Annotated in this window: 14 protein-coding genes; 5 read left to right on the top strand and 9 right to left on the bottom strand. The window is 70.0% G+C overall.

What is annotated here, in order from left to right; all coding sequences use genetic code 11:
- Positions 1-48 precede the first annotated feature (48 nt).
- Positions 49-351, bottom strand: coding sequence for a polyhydroxyalkanoic acid system family protein (locus COA17_RS13510; RefSeq protein WP_066489258.1), 303 nt, complete (start codon positions 349-351; stop codon positions 49-51).
- Positions 348-779, bottom strand: coding sequence for a VOC family protein (locus tag COA17_RS13505; RefSeq protein WP_096613124.1), 432 nt, complete (start codon positions 777-779; stop codon positions 348-350). The genes COA17_RS13510 and COA17_RS13505 overlap by 4 nt, the downstream gene beginning before the upstream one ends.
- 101 nt (positions 780-880) lie before the next feature.
- Here COA17_RS13505 and lnt point away from each other — a divergent pair, with 101 nt between their 5' ends.
- Complete coding sequence (gene lnt, locus COA17_RS13500; protein ID WP_096613122.1) at positions 881-2,434, top strand: apolipoprotein N-acyltransferase; 1,554 nt, start codon at positions 881-883, stop codon at positions 2,432-2,434.
- Between the two features lie 45 nt (positions 2,435-2,479).
- Positions 2,480-3,697 (top strand): methionine adenosyltransferase, encoded by a 1,218-nt coding sequence (gene metK, locus COA17_RS13495; protein ID WP_066487201.1) that lies wholly within the window; start codon positions 2,480-2,482, stop codon positions 3,695-3,697.
- 239 nt (positions 3,698-3,936) lie between these two features.
- Here the strand turns inward: metK and COA17_RS13490 are convergent, their stop codons facing one another.
- From COA17_RS13490 to COA17_RS13460, 7 genes are all read right to left on the bottom strand, one after another.
- Positions 3,937-4,242: a hypothetical protein gene (locus COA17_RS13490; protein WP_066491725.1), complete on the bottom strand. Its 306-nt coding sequence runs from the start codon at positions 4,240-4,242 to the stop codon at positions 3,937-3,939.
- Positions 4,243-4,262: 20 nt separating this feature from the next.
- Positions 4,263-6,569: a ribonuclease R family protein gene (locus COA17_RS13485; protein WP_096613120.1), complete on the bottom strand. Its 2,307-nt coding sequence runs from the start codon at positions 6,567-6,569 to the stop codon at positions 4,263-4,265.
- A gap of 45 nt (positions 6,570-6,614) precedes the next feature.
- Positions 6,615-7,394 (bottom strand): metallophosphoesterase family protein, encoded by a 780-nt coding sequence (locus COA17_RS13480; RefSeq protein ID WP_066491731.1) that lies wholly within the window; start codon positions 7,392-7,394, stop codon positions 6,615-6,617.
- On the bottom strand, positions 7,391-8,230 hold the full coding sequence (locus COA17_RS13475; protein ID WP_096613118.1) for a diacylglycerol/lipid kinase family protein: 840 nt from the start codon (positions 8,228-8,230) through the stop codon (positions 7,391-7,393). The genes COA17_RS13480 and COA17_RS13475 overlap by 4 nt, the downstream gene beginning before the upstream one ends.
- Before the next feature lie 85 nt (positions 8,231-8,315).
- Positions 8,316-9,086, bottom strand: coding sequence for a Crp/Fnr family transcriptional regulator (locus tag COA17_RS13470; RefSeq protein WP_096613116.1), 771 nt, complete (start codon positions 9,084-9,086; stop codon positions 8,316-8,318).
- A 258-nt stretch (positions 9,087-9,344) separates the two neighbouring features.
- A complete protein-coding gene (locus COA17_RS13465) occupies positions 9,345-10,895 on the bottom strand; it encodes a sensor histidine kinase (protein ID WP_066491735.1) in 1,551 nt (516 codons plus the stop codon).
- 63 nt (positions 10,896-10,958) lie between these two features.
- A complete protein-coding gene (locus tag COA17_RS13460; protein ID WP_096613114.1) occupies positions 10,959-13,085 on the bottom strand; it encodes a S9 family peptidase in 2,127 nt (708 codons plus the stop codon).
- Between the two features lie 156 nt (positions 13,086-13,241).
- Between COA17_RS13460 and paoA the strand changes: the two genes are divergently transcribed.
- From paoA to paoC, 3 genes are read left to right on the top strand one after another with little or no spacing between them, the layout of a single operon-like run.
- Positions 13,242-13,880 (top strand): aldehyde dehydrogenase iron-sulfur subunit PaoA, encoded by a 639-nt coding sequence (gene paoA / locus COA17_RS13455; protein ID WP_096613112.1) that lies wholly within the window; start codon positions 13,242-13,244, stop codon positions 13,878-13,880.
- A complete protein-coding gene (locus COA17_RS13450) occupies positions 13,877-14,833 on the top strand; it encodes an FAD binding domain-containing protein (RefSeq protein ID WP_096613110.1) in 957 nt (318 codons plus the stop codon). The genes paoA and COA17_RS13450 overlap by 4 nt, the downstream gene beginning before the upstream one ends.
- Entirely contained in the window at positions 14,830-17,025 is a 2,196-nt protein-coding gene (paoC, locus tag COA17_RS13445) for an aldehyde oxidoreductase molybdenum-binding subunit PaoC (protein WP_096613108.1), read from the top strand. Before COA17_RS13450 ends, paoC begins: the two co-directional genes overlap by 4 nt.
- Positions 17,026-17,035: the final 10 nt, after the last annotated feature.

The following is a 17,035-nucleotide window of genomic DNA, read 5'->3' as shown; positions in this document are numbered from 1 at the left end:
ACGACCCTCCGACAACCGGAAGATCCCGGCCTGCGCCGGGATGACGGGTCACTCCAGCAGCTTCGGCCCGTCCTTCTGCAATTTCTGGCGCAGCGGTTCGGCGAACATCGCCAGGAAGCCGGGCAGGTCGAACACCGCATGGACGTTGCGTTCGGCGACTTCCAGCCTGACCGCGATCCGCTGGCCCATCCCCTCGACGATGAAGTGCAGCGTGTCGCCGTCCCAGCGATGTTCGGCGACATGCCCGCCGGGGACATAGTCGGCCAGCTTGCCGAACCCGCCCTCGATCCGCTGCCGCGCCGCCGCGACGCCCAACTGGTGCGGCAGGTCCACTTCGATCGGCTGGCTCATCGGCGGGTCTCCGTTTCGAACAACATCGCGTCGTCGGCGAACGCCTTGAACTCCAGCGCGTTGCCGCTGGGATCGCGAAAGAACATCGTCGCCTGCTCGCCCGGCAACCCCTTGAACCGCACATAGGGCGCGATGCCGAACGGCACGCCCGCCGCCTCCACCCGCGCGGCCAGCGCCTGCCAGTCGTCCATCGTCAGCACGATGCCGAAATGCGGGACCGGCACGTGATGGCCGTCCACGGCATTTTCCACCGCCACCGCGCGCGCCGCCGGATCGAGGTGCGCGACGATCTGGTGCCCGCCGAAATCAAAGTCGATCCACTGGTCGCTCGACCGCCCTTCCGTACAGCCGAGCACGCGCGTGTAGAAATCGCGCGCGGCGGCCAGATCGTGGACGGGAAAGGCGAGATGGAACGGGCGCAGTGTCATGCGGTTGTGATACGCCTGCGCCAGGCGGACGTCACCCCTTGCGACACCTTTCCGCGACGCCGGCTTGTCGGCGCCGCCCGATCAGGACATCACCCCCGCCGATGACCGTGCTCCGCCGCTACCCCGCCCTTGCCGCCCTGTTGCTGGGCGCCGCCGCCGCGTGCGGCTTCGCCCCGCTGGACTGGTGGTGGCTGACGCTCGCCTGCCTGGCGGGGTGGATGTGGCTGGTGCACGACGCGCCGACGTGGCGCGGCGCGGCGTGGCGCGGCTGGGCGTTCGGGGTCGGGCATTTCACGATCAACGACAATTGGTTCCAGCACGCTTTCGACTTTCAGGACAAGATGCCGCCGGTACTGGGTTATGTCGCGCCGCTGGCGCTGGCGCTGTATCTGGCGGTCTATCCCGCGATCGCCGCCGCGCTGGCGTGGCGGTTCCGGCGCCCCGCGATCGACACCGCGTTTGTGCTGCTGTTCGGCGCGGCGTGGATCCTGACCGAATGGCTGCGCAGCTGGGTGTTCACCGGCTATGCCTGGGATCCGCTGGGCGTGATCTGGCTGGGGCTTCCCGTCAACGACGTCGCGCTGCTGGGGCGCGATATCGGCACCTATGCGCTGTCCGGGCTGTTCGTCGTCACCGCCGGCGCGCTCCTGCTGCTGGTCACGCGGCGGCGCTGGCCGCTGGCCGCCGCGCTGGTCGCGCTGCTGGCGGTGCAGGTGGTGCGCGGCGTCGGCGACGTCCCCGATTCCGATACGCGCGACGGGCCGACCGACCCGCGCGTCGTCACCGTCCAGCCCAATGTGGCGCAGGACCAGCGCGGCGAGAGCGATCAGGCGATGATGCTCGCGCGGCTCACCCGGCTGTCGGGGCGCCCCGGTGCCGCGCCGCGGCTGGTGCTGTGGCCCGAAGGCGTGATCCGGGACTTCATCGAGGACGATTATCCGACGTGGATCTATGGCGCGACCAGCCCCTATGCCACACGCGCGCGGATGGCGTCGGTGCTGGGGCCGCGCGACCTGTTGATGACGGGGGGCACCGCGCTGCATTTCGATTCCGCCGGCGAGGTCGAGAGCGCGGCCAATTCGGTGTTCCTGATCGACCCGCGCGGGCGCATCCGCTGGCGCTACGACAAGGCGCATCTGGTCCCCTATGGCGAGTATCTCCCGATGCCATGGCTGCTGCGCCCGTTGGGGCTGTCGCGGCTGGTGCCGGGCGATATCGATTTCATCCCCGGCCCCGGCCCGCGCACGCTGGACCTGACGACCTTCGGCCCGTTGGGGGTACAGGTGTGTTACGAGATCATCTTTTCCGGCCATGTCACCGACCGCGCACATCGCCCGCGGCTGATCTTCAACCCGTCGAACGAGGCGTGGTTCGGCACCTGGGGTCCGCCGCAGTTCCTGCGCCAGGCGCAGCTGCGCGCGATCGAGGAAGGGCTGCCGATCGTGCGCGCCACACCCAACAGCAATTCGTCGGTGATCTCCGCCGACGGCGAGGTGCTGGGCGTGGTGCCGCACCATCGCGCCGGGGCGATCGACCTACCGATCCCGCCCGCGCGCGCGCCGACGCCGTTCGCGCAACTGGGCAATGCGATGGCGGCGATCGTCGGTGCCATGCTGGTGGCGATCGCATTTGCCATCCGCCGCCGCTCGCGATAGAGACATAAAGGCATCTTTATATCGTTATCACCTGCCGGAGCGCCCATGCGTCAGTCGTTCATCTTCACCTCCGAGTCCGTTTCCGAAGGTCACCCGGACAAGGTGGCGGACCAGATTTCCGATTCGATCGTCGATCTGTTCCTGTCCAAGGACCCCGAGGCGCGCGTCGCGTGCGAGACGCTGACGACCACCCAGCTGGTCGTGCTGGCGGGCGAGATCCGCGGCAAGGGCGTGTATGAGGACGGTCAGTGGGCGCCGGGGATCGAGGCGGAGATCGAGGCGACCGTCCGCGCGACCGTGAAGCGCATCGGCTACGAACAGTCGGGCTTCCACTGGAACGAATTCCGCTTCCTCAACGAACTGCACGGCCAGTCCGCGCATATCGCGATGGGCGTCGACGAAAGCGGCAACAAGGACGAGGGCGCGGGCGACCAGGGCATCATGTTCGGTTACGCGACCGACGAGACGCCGGGCCTGATGCCCGCCACGCTATATTACAGCCACAAGATCCTGGAGCGGATGGCTGCCGACCGCCATTCGGGCGCCGCGCCGTTCCTGGAGCCGGACGCCAAGAGCCAGGTGACGTTGCAGTACGAAGGCGGCGTGCCAGTGAAGGCGACCGCGCTGGTCGTGTCGACCCAGCACGCCCCCGGCTATTGCGAGAAGGGCGAGAACGCCGACGCCGCGAAATATGCGGTGCTGCGCGATTACGTGATGGGCGTGTTCACCGACGTGCTGCCGGACGGCTTCATCGACGATGCGACGAAGATCTACATCAATCCGACCGGCCAGTTCGAGATCGGCGGGCCGGACGGCGACGCCGGGCTGACCGGCCGCAAGATCATCGTCGATACCTATGGCGGCGCGGCCCCGCACGGCGGCGGCGCGTTCAGCGGCAAGGACCCGACCAAGGTCGACCGCTCGGCCGCCTATGTCGCGCGCTATCTGGCGAAGAACGTCGTCGCGGCGGGGCTGGCCAAGCGCTGCACGATCCAGCTGTCCTATGCGATCGGCATCGCCGAGCCGCTGTCGGTCTATGTCGACCTGCACGGCACCGGCACGGTCGAGGAAGCGAAGCTGGAGGCGGCGCTGCCGCAGCTCGTCCGCCTGACGCCCAAGGGCATCCGCGAGCATCTGAAGCTCAACGCCCCGATCTATTCGAAGACCGCCGCCTACGGCCATTTCGGCCGCACGCCGGAGGGCGACCTGTTCACCTGGGAAAAGACCGACCTGGTCGACGCGCTGAAGGCGAAGGTCGCCTGATCGGCCTGTCGTTCCGATAGCGGATGAGGCCTCTCCCGGCGGGTGTCGGGGGAGGCCTTTCTTTTGCGGTGGGTGGGAATCCGCTACCGTCAGCCCGTCCTAGCCATGATCGTCACCCCAGCGAAAGCCGGGGTCTGTTGCCGGGGCGGCGTGGCGCTTCCCAACGGGGAGACCCCAGCCGGCGCTGGGGTGACGAACCCGGTCCGGACGACGGCCCGCCCCTACCCCCGATCAGCCCCCTACCCCCCGATCAGCATCGCGCCCGCGGCGGCGAAACCCGCCACCGCCAGGATGCCCAGCACGCGCGCCAGCGATTCCTTGCGGAAATCGCCCAGCCGCTTTTCCACCAGCCAGAAGGTGCCCGCCGGGGTCTTCTCGATCGCGCCGAACGCCACCATCCGGTCGAAGACGCGCCGTTCCAGCCGCCCCGCCGGCCGTTCGAAGGCGATCGCGCTTTCCTTGCGGGTCGCGCCCGCCGACACGAAATGCCATTCGATGCGCTTGCGCGCGCGCGCCACCATTGCCGCCACCACCGTCCCCGACATCGCCTGCGATTCCTTCTACGCTATTTCCGCCCCTGATGGTGGATGTTGCCCGGCCGCCCGCGCCGCTTGAGCACGCGGGGCGGCTTGGCGCCCTCGCTGCGCCGCGTACCGCCGCGCGCGCCGCCGGCGGGCGTGCCGTAGCGGCCCTCGGGCAGTTCGAAGCGCAGCGCGCCCGACACCGGATTGGCCTCCGCCAGCCGCAGGTCAAGCCGCTGGCCCTGCGCATATTCCTCGCCGCTGGTTTCGCCCACCAGCCGCCGGGCGCCCTCGTCGAAGCGGAAATATTCGCCGCCCAGGTCACGCACCGGCATCAACCCGTCGCCGCCCATCCCCTCGACCGTCGCGAAGAAGCCGAAATTGGTCACCCCGGTGATCCGCACCGGCACGATCTGCCCGACACGCTCGGCCAGGAAGGCGGCGACATAGCGGTCGATCGTCTCGCGCTCGGCCTCCATCGCGCGGCGTTCCAGCGCGCTGATCGTCTCGCCGACGCGCTCGAAATCCTCGTCCCCGCCAAGCCCGCCCGGTCCCAGCGCATAAGCGGACACCAGAGCGCGGTGCACCATCAGGTCGGCATAGCGGCGGATCGGCGAGGTGAAATGCGCATAGCTGCCCAGCGCCAGCCCGAAATGGCCGTGGTTGGCGGGCGCATAATAGGCCTGCGTCTGCGAACGCAGAATCTGCTCCATGATTTCCGGCCGGAAATCGGCGTCGCCGACCCGCTCGATCAGATGGTTGAACGTCTTGGGCCGGATCACCTGCCCCAGCGCGAAGGGGACGCCGAACGTCTCCAGATAATCCTTGAGCGCGACCAGCTTCTCGCGCGCGGGGGGTTCGTGGACGCGGTACATCACCGGCGCCTTCTTCGCCTCCAGCGCCTTGGCGGCGGCGACGTTGGCGGCGATCATGTAATCCTCGATCAGCCGATGCGCGTCGAGCCGCTCGCGCGCGGCGACCGACATGATGCGGCCCTGCTCGTCCAGCACCACGCGGCGTTCGGGCAGGTCGAGTTCCAGCGGGGCACGGGCATCGCGCGCCTTGGCGAGGGCGCGCCAGCAGTCCCACAGGGGGATGAGCGCCGTGTCGACAAGCCCGTCATCCCAGCGAACACCGGGATCGGGCGCCGTGGGCGTGTCGGTGGCGGGGGGAGATCCCGGTGTTCGCCGGGATGACGCATGACGGTCGATCGCCGCCTGCGCGTCCTCATAGGCTATGTTCGCCGCCAGCCGGACGGTCGCGCGGGTGAAGCGCCATGCCGTGAGCGCCCCCGCCTTCGACACCTGCAGATGGCAGGCGAGCGCGGCGCGATCCTCCCCTTCCTTCAGCGAACACACGTCGGCGGAAAGGATTTCCGGCAGCATCGGCACGACGCGGTCGGGGAAATAGACCGAATTGCCGCGACGGCGCGCCTCGCGGTCCAGCGCGCTGCCGGGGCGGACATAGAAACTGACGTCGGCGATCGCGACGATCGCCTTCCACCCGCCCTCGTTCGCGGGATCGTCATCGGGCGCGGCCCAGACGGCGTCGTCGTGATCGCGCGCATCCGCCGGGTCGATCGCGACGATCGGCAGGTGGGTCAGATCCTCGCGGCCCGCGCCCAGCGGCTGGCGCGCGACCCGCGCCGCTTCCTCCAGCGCCTCCGCGGCGAAGACGTCGGGGATGCCCAGCCGGTGGATCGCGATCAGTGAGAAACTGCGCGGCGCGAACGGATCGCCCAGCCGCTGCACCACCCGCGCGGTGATCCGCGGCGGGCGCCCGGCCTTTTCCGCCAGTACCAGCTCGCCCGCATCCGCACCGCCGGCATCGGAGACGGCGACTTCGCGCCGCTCCTTCTTGTCGACCGCCTGCAACCACATCCGCTCGCCGTCGCCGCGCAGCACGCCGATCATCTGTTCGGCGCTGGGTTTCAGCACCTTCATCGGGTGCGCGGTCCAGCCGCCGCCGGTTTCCTCGGTGCGCGCCAGCACGCGCTCGCCGACGCCCAGCGCGCCGCGTTTGCGTTCGCGCACGCGGATGCGCGGCGCGGGCACGTCGGTGTCCCACCGTTCCGGCGCGGCCCAGACGTTGCCGCCGTCGTCGACGTCGACGATACGCAGCACCGTCACCTTGGGCAGGCCGCCCATCGCGTGGAAGGCGCGGCCGGGGGCGCTGTCGATCAACCCTTCGTCCGCCATGTCCTTGAGCAGCGCCTTGAGCGCGATCTTCTCCTGCGCTGACAGGGCGAAGGCGCGCGCGATCTCGCGCTTGCCGGCGGGGACATCGGACGTGGCGATGAAATCGAGGATCTGCTGGCGCGTGGGCAGGCCGGGCGGCGGTTTCTTGGGCACGTCAGCGGCAATAGGCGATGGCGCGCGCCGACGCCACCGCCCCCGTCATGCCGTCGCCCCGGCGGTGGTCGAGCCGCTGATCGGGTGCGACGCCTCCCCCATATGGCGCACGAACGTCTCGAACGTGCGGCCGGTCACGCGGATTTCATTGAAGGCGGGCGGGGTGGCGCGCGTCCGCTTCGACAGCGTGCCCGCGCCGATCATCCGCACGCGCCAGCCGTTGCGGTCATAGGGGATGTCGAACGGATCGTGGACATGGCCCGACAGCACCGCATGTGCGCCCGCATCCGCCAGCGCCGCCAGCGCGACGTCGCCGTTGCGGGTGCGCGCCGTCCCGGTCGTCCCGCCCTCGATCAGCGGGTGGTGCCCGGCGACGAAGATCAGGTGATCCTTCGGCGCATCGGCGATGATCGCCAGCGCGCGGCGCAGCGAACCGGGGCTGACCCGCCCCTTCGACCAGTTCCACCGCCATTGCGCGCGCGCGGTGGTCTTGAGCGGGACGACGGTGATCCCGTCGACGTCGAGCGGCCGTTCGATCATCTTCTCGACCGCGGCATAGCGCGAATAGGGCGCGAACAGCCGGCGGATCGGGTCCCAATAATACGGCAAATCGTGGTTACCGACCTCCAGCGTCACCGGCACGCCCAGGCTGCGCAACCACGCGCCGCCCGCCTCGAACTCGCGCGTGGTGGCGCGCATCGTCAGGTCGCCGGTCATGATCACCGCATCGGGGCGCTCGCCGGCGACGCAATCGGCGAACCACGCGATCGCCGCGGGGTCTTCCGCGCCGAAATGGACGTCGCTTACGTGGAACAGCTTGGTCATGCGGCGGGCTTTCGGGTCTGAAGCAGGATCGGGCGGGTCTGAAGGAACATCGGGCGCGATCGTTCCAAGCGCAGAACGCTGCCCGCTGGCAAGAGCGCGGGTTCACCGTCGAACAAGGCGGCGACCGGGCGACGGCCGTGAACCCGCATCGTCGGGCGGTGGAGACTGGTGACCGCCCCCGCCGCGATCCAATCGCCGGTCAGCCATTCCCAGCCGAGTTCCGCGAGCATCCGCCCGTCCGACGCATCGACCGCGGCGATCCGCAGCGCATCGTCGCCGGCGCTGACGAACACCGCCTGCGGGCGCCCGGCAACCCCCTCGATCGCGATGCCGCGCCCGCGCGAGCGGTGCCAGGCGGCGCGCACCGCGCGCAACGCGCCGCGCCAGCGGCCCGCGCGCCAGCGCTCGCGTGCGCGGTTCCATGCCGTCGCCGGGCCGAGGATGACGCCGACGAACGCGCGATGCTCCGCCGCGGCGATGACCGGCAGATCGACCGCCCGCGCCTGATCGAGCAGCTCGACGATCGCCACAGGCGCCGCATCGCCGTGCAGCGCCCGCGCCAGCAGGTTCATCGTGCCACCGGGCAGGATCAGCAGCGCGCCCGGCCAGTCGGCGTAGCGCCGCGCCGCCGCGTTGATGGTGCCGTCACCGGCCAGCACCGCGACGGTATCGACCCCCGCCGCGGTCAGGTCCCGCGGTTCGGGCAATGGCTCGGTCGGAAAGTCGGTGCGCCCTGCCAGCGCGCCGCGCGACTCGAGCGCCGCGACCACGCCCTCCCGCGTCGTGTCGGACACCGAACCGGAGCGGGCGTTGGCGATCAGCCAGAAACGGGTCATGCGCGCCCAACGCGCGCGGTCGGGAACGGCTGCACCGCCGGACCCGCGCCGATCAGAAAAGGCGGCGCTGCCGCCGCCCCCTGCGTTACGCCGACGGCGCCACGATCGCGACGGCCACCCCCTGCATGCCGGACACGCGCGGCGGCGTGCGCCCGATTTTGCGGGCCAGCGCGGCCGGATCGGCCAGCGTGACGCGGCCGCCCTTCCATTGCAGGTCGCCGTCACGGCGCGCCTGCTGGACCATGCGGTTGACATGGACCGAGGTGAGGCCGAGCGCATCGGCCAGCACTTCCTGGGTCAGCGGCAGGTCAAAGGCATTGCCCTGCGCCATCTCGTTACGCGTCAGCCGTTCGTGGAGTTCGAGCAGCAGGTCGGCGATCCGCTCCTGCGCGTTGAGCCGCCCCAGCCGGGTGATCTGCGCCAGCAGATACGCCTCGTCCAGCGCCGCGCTCAGCGCATAGGCACCGGCCAGCGCGGGTGTCTCTTCGATCGACGGCGGGCGGCAGGCGACGACGTCGGTCACCGCGATCACCGTCGCCGCCGCCAGCGGCTGCGGCTGCGCGCTCATCCCGATCAGGTCGCCGGGCAGCAGGAAGCTCATGAACTGGCGGCGGCCGTCCGGCAGCAATCGCACCCGCGCCGCCCAGCCGCGCAGCAGCATCCGCGGCTCGGCGATCGGGCGCCCCTCGCTGGTCAGCTCGCGGCGCGCACGGACCGGATAGGCGCGGGCGACGGCATCCGCCAGGCTGGCGGCGCCAGCGGCGTCGTTCAGACCCAGCGCGGCGAGCCCGACCAGCGCGGGTTCACGTGCCAGCTCGTGCCGAGCGTCTGCGGCGTGCGCGTTGTTGCGGGGCATTGCATATTCTCCTTGGCACCAGACGCTCGACCGCTCGGATGACAGGACGTCGGGGGGTACATCCGGGTGGCGACACACAGCCTACACCAGATTGGGTAATGCCAATCAATATAGTCCTTTACGCCGGATAGCACGGCCGATGCGGCCAAGCGGTGCCCCACCGGGAGGAGCGGCCTGCCAGGTGCTTGACGCGCACCCGCGCCGCCGTCACGATTCGCGCCGCCCATTCGTGCCGCGTCGCGCCGCATCCCCGCGCGCTCACAGCATCGCATCGCCATCGACCAGCGGCACGTCAATAGTGCAGCGCACGCCACCGCCCAGGAATTCCAGCGTCGCCGTCGCATCCAGCCGCCGCGGCAGCGAATCCTCGATCAGCAGCGTGCCGAATCCCTGACGTGCCGGCGCGATCGGCACCGCGGGCACCCCCTTTTCGGTCCAGGCGAGCCGCAGGCGGGGCGCCGTCGCGTCGGTTGCGGCGTCGACCGACCAGCCGATGTCGACCCGCGCGCCGGGCACCTTGAACGCGCCGAACTTGACCGCGTTGATCGCGAGTTCGTGGATGGTCAGGCCCAGCACCTCCGCCACCATCGGCGGCAGCGCAACATCGGGACCGTCCAGCCGTAGCCCGGCCCCCTCCCCCACGCCGACGTTGAGCAATTCGTCGCGGATCAGATTTTCCAGGTCGACGCGCCCGCTGGCGGTCTGCGCCACCACCGATTGCGTGCGCGCCAGCGAATCGAGCCGGCCGCGGAAATGGTCGGCGACCTCGTCCAGCGCGGCACCCGAATCGACCGTCTGCGCGAACACCGACCGTACCACCGTCAGGATGTTGCGCACGCGATACTGCAACTCCGCGACCAGCTCGCGCTGACGATCCTGGAGCAGGCGCAGCTCGCTGACGTCGCTTGCCGCGCCCAGCCAGTGGGTGACGGCCCGCCGGTCATCGCGGACCGGAACCTGGCGGACCAGATACCAGCGATAGCTGCCGTCGCGCTGGCGCACGCGATGCTGATGGGTCAGCGGCTCTCCGCTTGCATAGGCATGGCGGAACGCGCGCTCGCTGGCGGGGGCGTCGTCGGGGTGGATCTGCTCCAGCCAACCCCAGTCGCTGCTTTCGTAGAACGGCTGACCGGTCAGGCGTTGCCACTGGCTGTTGGTGGCAAGGGTGCGCCCTTCGGAATCGGCGCGCCACAGCATGGCCGGCACCAGCTCGAACATGGCATCGCGCATCGCCTCGCTTTCGCGCAAGTGCCGCTCGGCGCGCTGGCGCATCAGCGCCTGGACGATCGCGGGGGCCATTTCCTCCACCATTTCGCGTTCCTCGTCGCGAAACCCGCCCTCGCGGTTGCCCAGCGCGATCAGCCCGATCGTCCGACCACCGTGACGCAGCGGCACGCCCATGAAACTGCGGAGCGGCGGGTGGCCGTCCGGCGTGCCGATCCGGTCGGGGTGGGTCGCCGGATCGTTGGCGATCAGGCTCACCCCGTCGCGCACGACCCGCCCGTGCAGCCCGTGGACATGGAACCCGTTGAGCAGCTTGCCGCGCGGCCATTGTGGATCGTCGCGGGTGAAGGCCGCCCAGCCGCGCTCGCTGATCGCCAGATCGTCGAGCCGGCCGGTCGTGTCGTTCACCTCCCCCATGAAGCTGAACGCGGCGCCGGTGACGTCCTCGGCCACCGCCAGGCACATCTGGCCCAGCGTTTCCTCCGACGAGGCGGACAGCGCCTCGCGGAAGATCCGGTTGATGCCTTCCAGCACCGCATTCTTCCGACGGAGCGCGTCCATCAGGATCGCATGGGGGTATTCCATCCTCGCCACTCCGCCGTCACACATCACCTATCTACGGAAATTTCGTTGATAAATAATGCTTTATCACTGGGCATCGCCCTTTGTAGCGGTACGATAACGATCAAACCATGCGACAATGGCCGCAATGCGCGCCGCGGATTGCGACGGGCGCGCCGCCAGCCCGCCGTGGCTGGCGCCCGGCACCTTCACCAGCGCGCTGGGAACCCCGGCGATGCGCAACGCGGCGTAGTATTGCTCCGCCTCGCTGACCGGCGTGCGATAATCCTCGCTGCCGACCACCACCAGTGTGGGCGTCTTCACATTGCCGACCAGGCTGAGCGGGGAGCGGTTCCAATAGCCCATCGGATCCTCCCACGGCAGCTTGGCGAACCAGTAGCGCGACGTGAACAGCGTGTTGTCCATGGTCAGCGCCTCGCTGATCCAGTTGACGACCGGCTTCTGCGTCGCCGCGGCCTTGAACCGGTTGTTCTTGCCGACGATCCACGCGGTCAGCAGCCCGCCGCCCGATCCGCCGGTGACGAACAGATTGTCGGGATCGGCGGTGCCGTCCGCGATCGCGGCATCCACGGCGGCCATCAGGTCGTCGTAATCCTGCGCCGGATAGGTCTTGTTGATCAGGTTGGCGAATTCCGCGCCATAGGAGGTGGAACCGCGCGGGTTGGTCCACAGCACGGCATAGCCGGCGGCGGCGTACAATTGCATGTCGGTGCCGAAACCGGGGCCGTAGGCGGCATGCGGGCCGCCGTGGATTTCGAGCACCAGCGGCACGCGCTGCCCCGGCCGGCGCCCCGGCGGGGTGGCGATCCACGCATCGATGGAGCGGCCGTCCGGCGCGGTCACCGCGATCTTGCGCACCGGCGCCATCGCCTTGGCCGTCGCCAGCATCGCGTTGAGATCGGTCAGGCGACGCGCCTTGCCGCCGGACCACAGCCACACGTCGGCCGGCGCCTCCGCCCCGCCGCCGGTAAAGGCGACCGCGCCGCCGGTCGAGACCGAGAAGTCGCCGCCGGTGTACGGCCGGTCCAGCCCGCCGCCCTTCAGATTGTCGGCGACCGGCACGACGCGCCCGTCCAGCCCGATCCGCGCCAGCTTGCGCAGGCCATGGTCGTCATAGCTGGCGAACAGGCTGCGCCCGTCGCCGGCCCATTGCGCATCCTCGATCGTGCGGTCGAGCGACGCGGTCAGCGACCGCGGCGCCGCGCCGTCCGCGCCGCCGACGTACAGTTCGCCATTCTCATAGGCGCGGCGCTTGTCGTCGAACCCCACCCAGGCGAGCCGCGTACCGTCCGGCGACCAACGCGCGCCGCCGTCCGGCCCGTCGCGCGTGGTCAGCGTAGTCAACGCACCGGTGGCGACGTCGACGGCATGGACGTCGGTGTTCATCACCTCGCGCTCGGCATCCTTCGCGCGGATCGCGGAAAAGGTGATGCGGCGGCCGTCGCGGCTCCACGACAGCGGGCCTTCGTCGTCGAACCGGCCGAAGGTGAGCTGGCGCGCCGCGCCGCCGTCCGCGCCGACCACGAACAGATGGTCGTAGCCCGGCTTGCGATACCCCGGCCCGTCGTTGCGATAGGTGATGCGATCGATCACCTCCAGCGGCGGCGCCCATTTCGCACCCTCCGGCTTGGCCGGTGCCTTGCCCAGCGTGGCGGCGTCACCCGCGACATTGGCGATATAGGCGATCTGCCGCCCGTCGGGCGACCAGGCGATCGCGCCCGGATCGCCGGGAAAGCTGGTGATGCGCGCCGACACGCCGGTCGCCACCCAGCGCACGAACAGCTGCGCCGCATCGCCGTCGCCCGCGACATAGGCGATGCGCGTGCCGTCCGGCGACCAGCGCGGGTTGCTGCCCGATGCGACCAGCGGCGTCTGCCGCCCGCTGGCCACATCGATCAGCCACAGCGATCCGGCCATGCGATCGGTCATGATGTCGCCGGTACGCCGGACATAGGCGATCTGGCGGCCATCCGGGCTGATCTGCGGATCGCTGGCGATCGACAGGCCGAACAGGTCGGCGCCGGTGAAGCCGCGTACCGGGCCGTCGGCGGTGGCGGCGGCGGGCTGGGACGTCGGCTGGGACGGCGGCTGGCTCTGGGCGAGGACGGGATAGGGGGTCAGCGCGATCAGCGCCACGGACAGAAGGAAACGCACGGTCGATCGGCTCCGGCAAATGGTGACAGCGGTGACCATGGCGCAAGCGCGGCGCAGCGCAAGCGCGATATGACCCGCGGCCCATGACCGTATACCGTTCGATACAGTCGGAAACGATCTGGATCAGCGGCGTTCCGCGATGCAGAACTTCGACGGGCGAATCCGTCTCGATACCGGCTGCCCAGGGGGACTTTCATGAACGACAAACCGGCCTTTACCCTGTCGCGCCGCGGCGCGCTCGTCGGCGGTGCCGCCGCCGCTGCCGCCGGGGCGGTGCCGATCGACGCCGGGGCCGCCCCGGCGCAGCCCGCGCCGCCGGCCGTCCCGGTCCGTTTCACCGTCAACGGCAAGGCGCGCGCACTGGAACTCGATCCGCGCGTCACGCTGCTCGATGCGCTGCGCGAGCATCTGGAGCTGACCGGCAGCAAGAAGGGCTGCGATCACGGCCAGTGCGGCGCGTGCACCGTGATGGTGGAGGGCAAGCGGATCAATTCGTGCCTGACGCTGGCGGTGATGCATGACGGCGACGACATCACCACGATCGAGGGGCTGGGCCGCCCCGGCGACCTCCACCCGATGCAGGCCGCGTTCGTGAAGCATGACGGCTTCCAGTGCGGTTATTGCACCCCCGGCCAGATCATGAGCTCGATCGCGGTGCTGGAGGAGATCAAGGACGGCGTGCCAAGCTACGTCACCGCCGACGTCGCGGGCAAACCCGCGCTGACCGGCGAGGAACTGCGCGAGCGGATGAGCGGCAACATCTGCCGCTGCGCCGCTTATTCCAACATCATCGCCGCGATCGCCGACGTGGCGGGGGCAAAGGACGTCGCATGAAGCCCTTCACCTACGAACGCGCCGCCAGCCCCGCCGCCGCGGCCGCAGCGGTCGCCCGCACGCCGGGCGCCAAATTCGTCGCGGGCGGCACCAACCTGCTCGACCTGATGAAATTGCAGATCGAGACGCCGCGCCACCTGGTCGACGTCAACCGGCTGGGCCTCGACACGATCGAGCCGACCGCCGAGGGCGGATTGCGGGTCGGCGCGCTGGTCCGCAACACCGCGCTGGCCGCCGATCCGCGCGTGCGCCGCGATTACGGCGTGCTGAGCCGCGCGCTGGTGTCGGGCGCCTCTGGGCAGCTGCGCAACAAGGCGACGACCGCGGGCAACCTGCTCCAGCGCACGCGCTGCCCGTATTTCTACGACACCAACCAGCCGTGCAACAAGCGCCAGCCGGGGTCGGGCTGTGCCGCGATCGGTGGGTTCAACCGCAACCTGGCGATCCTGGGCACCAGCAAGGATTGCATCGCCACGCACCCCAGCGACATGGCGGTGGCGATGCGCGCGCTCGACGCGACCGTCGAGACGGTGATGCCCAATGGTCAGGCGCGGCGTATCGCGATCGCCGATTTCCACCGCCTGCCCGGCGGCACGCCGTGGGTGGAAACCGCGCTGGTCGCGGGCGAGATGATCACCGCGGTGACCCTGCCCGCGCCGGTCGGCGGCACGCACATCTATCGCAAGGTGCGCGACCGCTCCTCCTATGCCTTCGCCACCATCTCGGTCGCGGCGGTGCTGCGTCCGACGACCGGGACCGCGCGCTTCGCCTTCGGCGGCCTTGCGCACAAGCCGTGGCGGGTCGAGGCGGCCGAGACCCGCGTCGACGGCGGGGCGAAGGCGATTGCCGCCGCCGCGCTGGCCGGCGCGCAGACCACCGACCAGAATGCATTCAAGGTGCCGCTGGTGGAGCGAACGCTCGCCTCGGTCCTTGCCGAAGGAGCCGCGGCATGAAGTTCGAGACGCCCGCGGGCACCAATCCGATCGACCAGCGCCGCGTGATCGGCAAGCCGACGCCGCGCATCGACGGCCCGCTGAAGGTGACCGGCACCGCGCCCTACGCCTTCGAGCGCAACGACGTCGCGCCCGGCCACGCTTATGGCGTGATCGTCGGCAGCGCGGTGGCCAAGGGGCGGATCGCGCGCATCGATACCGCCGATGCCGAGCGCGCGCCCGGCGTGATCGCGATCGTCACCCGCGAAAACGCCGGCAAGCTGGGCAAGGCGAAGGCGCATACCGCCACGATGCTCGCCGGCCCGATGGTCGAACATTACGATCAGGCGGTGGCGATCGTCGTTGCCGAGACGTTCGAACAGGCACGTGACGCCGCAAAGCGGGTGCGCGTCGACTATGCGCGCGCAAAGGGCCGCTACAATCTGGCCGCGGCGAAGGCCGGCGCGCCGATCGCCCCGGGCGACAAGATGAAGACCGCGGTGGGCGACTTTGCGCGCGCCTTCGCCGCGGCGCCGGTGACGGTCGATGCCACCTATACCACCCCCGACCAGAGCCACACGATGATGGAGCCGCACGCCACCATCGCGGCGTGGGACGGCGACACGGTGACGCTGTGGACGTCGAACCAGATGATCGCCTGGGCGGTGCGCGACATGAGCGAGACGCTGCTGATCCCGAAGGAGAAGATCCGCGTCGTCTCCCCCTATATCGGCGGCGGGTTCGGCGGGAAGCTGTGGGTGCGCTCGGACGCGGTGATGGCCGCGCTGGCCGCGCGCGCGGCGAAGCGCCCGGTCAAGGTGGCGCTGGCCCGGCAGCAGGTGATGAACAACACCACCCACCGCCCCGCGACGATCCAGCGCATCCGGCTGGGCGCGGACAAGACGGGCAAGATCACCGCGATCGCGCATCAGACGTGGTCGGGCGACCTGCCCGGCGGCGGGCCGGAGACGGCGGCCAACCAGACGCAGTTGCTCTACGCCGGCGCCAACCGGCTGACCGAGACCCGGCTCGCGGTGCTCGACCTGCCCGAAGCCAATGCGATGCGCGCGCCCGGAGAGGCGCCGGGGATGATGGCGCTGGAAGTCGCGATGGACGAACTGGCGGAAAAGCTGGGGATGGACCCGGTGCGCCTGCGCGTCATCAACGATACGCAGGTCGATCCCGAAAAGCCCGAACGACCGTTTTCGGACCGCAACCTGGTGCGCTGCCTGGAGGAAGGCGCGCAGCGCTTCGGCTGGTCGCGGCGCAATCCGACGCCCGGCACGGTCCGCGACGGGCGCTGGCTGGTCGGCATGGGCATGGCCGCGGCGTTCCGTAACAACATGAACATGAAGAGCGGCGCGCGTGTCGGCGTCGACCGCAAGGGCGTGGTAACCGTCGCCACCGACATGACCGACATCGGCACCGGCAGCTATACGATCATCGCGCAGACCGCGGCGGAGATGATGGGCGTGCCGCTCGACAAGGTCATCGTCCTGCTGGGCGACAGCCGCTTTCCCGCATCGGCCGGGTCGGGCGGGCAATGGGGCGGCAACAGCTCGACCGCGGGCGTCTATGCCGCGTGCGTCGACCTGCGTCGCCGCATCGCACAGAAACTGGGCTTCGACCCCGATCGCGCCACCTTCGCCGACGGCAAGGTCAGCGACGGCGGGCGCTCGGTCGATCTGGCGAAGGCCGCCGGCGACGAGGGGATCAGCGGCGAGGACACGATCGAGTTCGGACGCCTCAACGACGATTATGCGCAGGCGACGTTCGGCGCGCATTTCGTCGAGGCGGGCGTCGATGCGCACACCGGCGAGATCCGCGTGCGCCGCATGGCGGGCGTGTACGACGCCGGGCGCATCCTCAACCCCGTATCGGCGCGCAGCCAGGTGATCGGCGGGATGTCGATGGGGATCGGCGCGGCGTTGATGGAGGATGCGGTCGTCGATCCGCGCTTCGGCTATTTCGTCAATCACGACTTGGCCGAGTATCACGTCCCCGTGCACCTCGACGTGCCGCATCAGGAAGTGGTGTTCCTCGACACGCTCGACGACAAGACCTCGCCGATGAAGGCCAAGGGCGTCGGCGAACTGGGCCTGTGCGGCGCCGCCGCGGCGGTCGCCAATGCGGTCTACAACGCCTGCGGCGTGCGCATCCGCGACTATCCGCTGACGCTTGACAAGGTGCTGAAGGGGATGGCGCGGGTGTGATCCGGGGCCG

Source organism: Sphingomonas ginsenosidimutans (assembly GCF_002374835.1).
GTDB lineage: Bacteria > Pseudomonadota > Alphaproteobacteria > Sphingomonadales > Sphingomonadaceae > Sphingomonas > Sphingomonas ginsenosidimutans.
The sequence above is the reverse complement of the archived record's forward strand: the minus strand, read 5'-3'. Positions and strand labels throughout refer to the sequence as shown.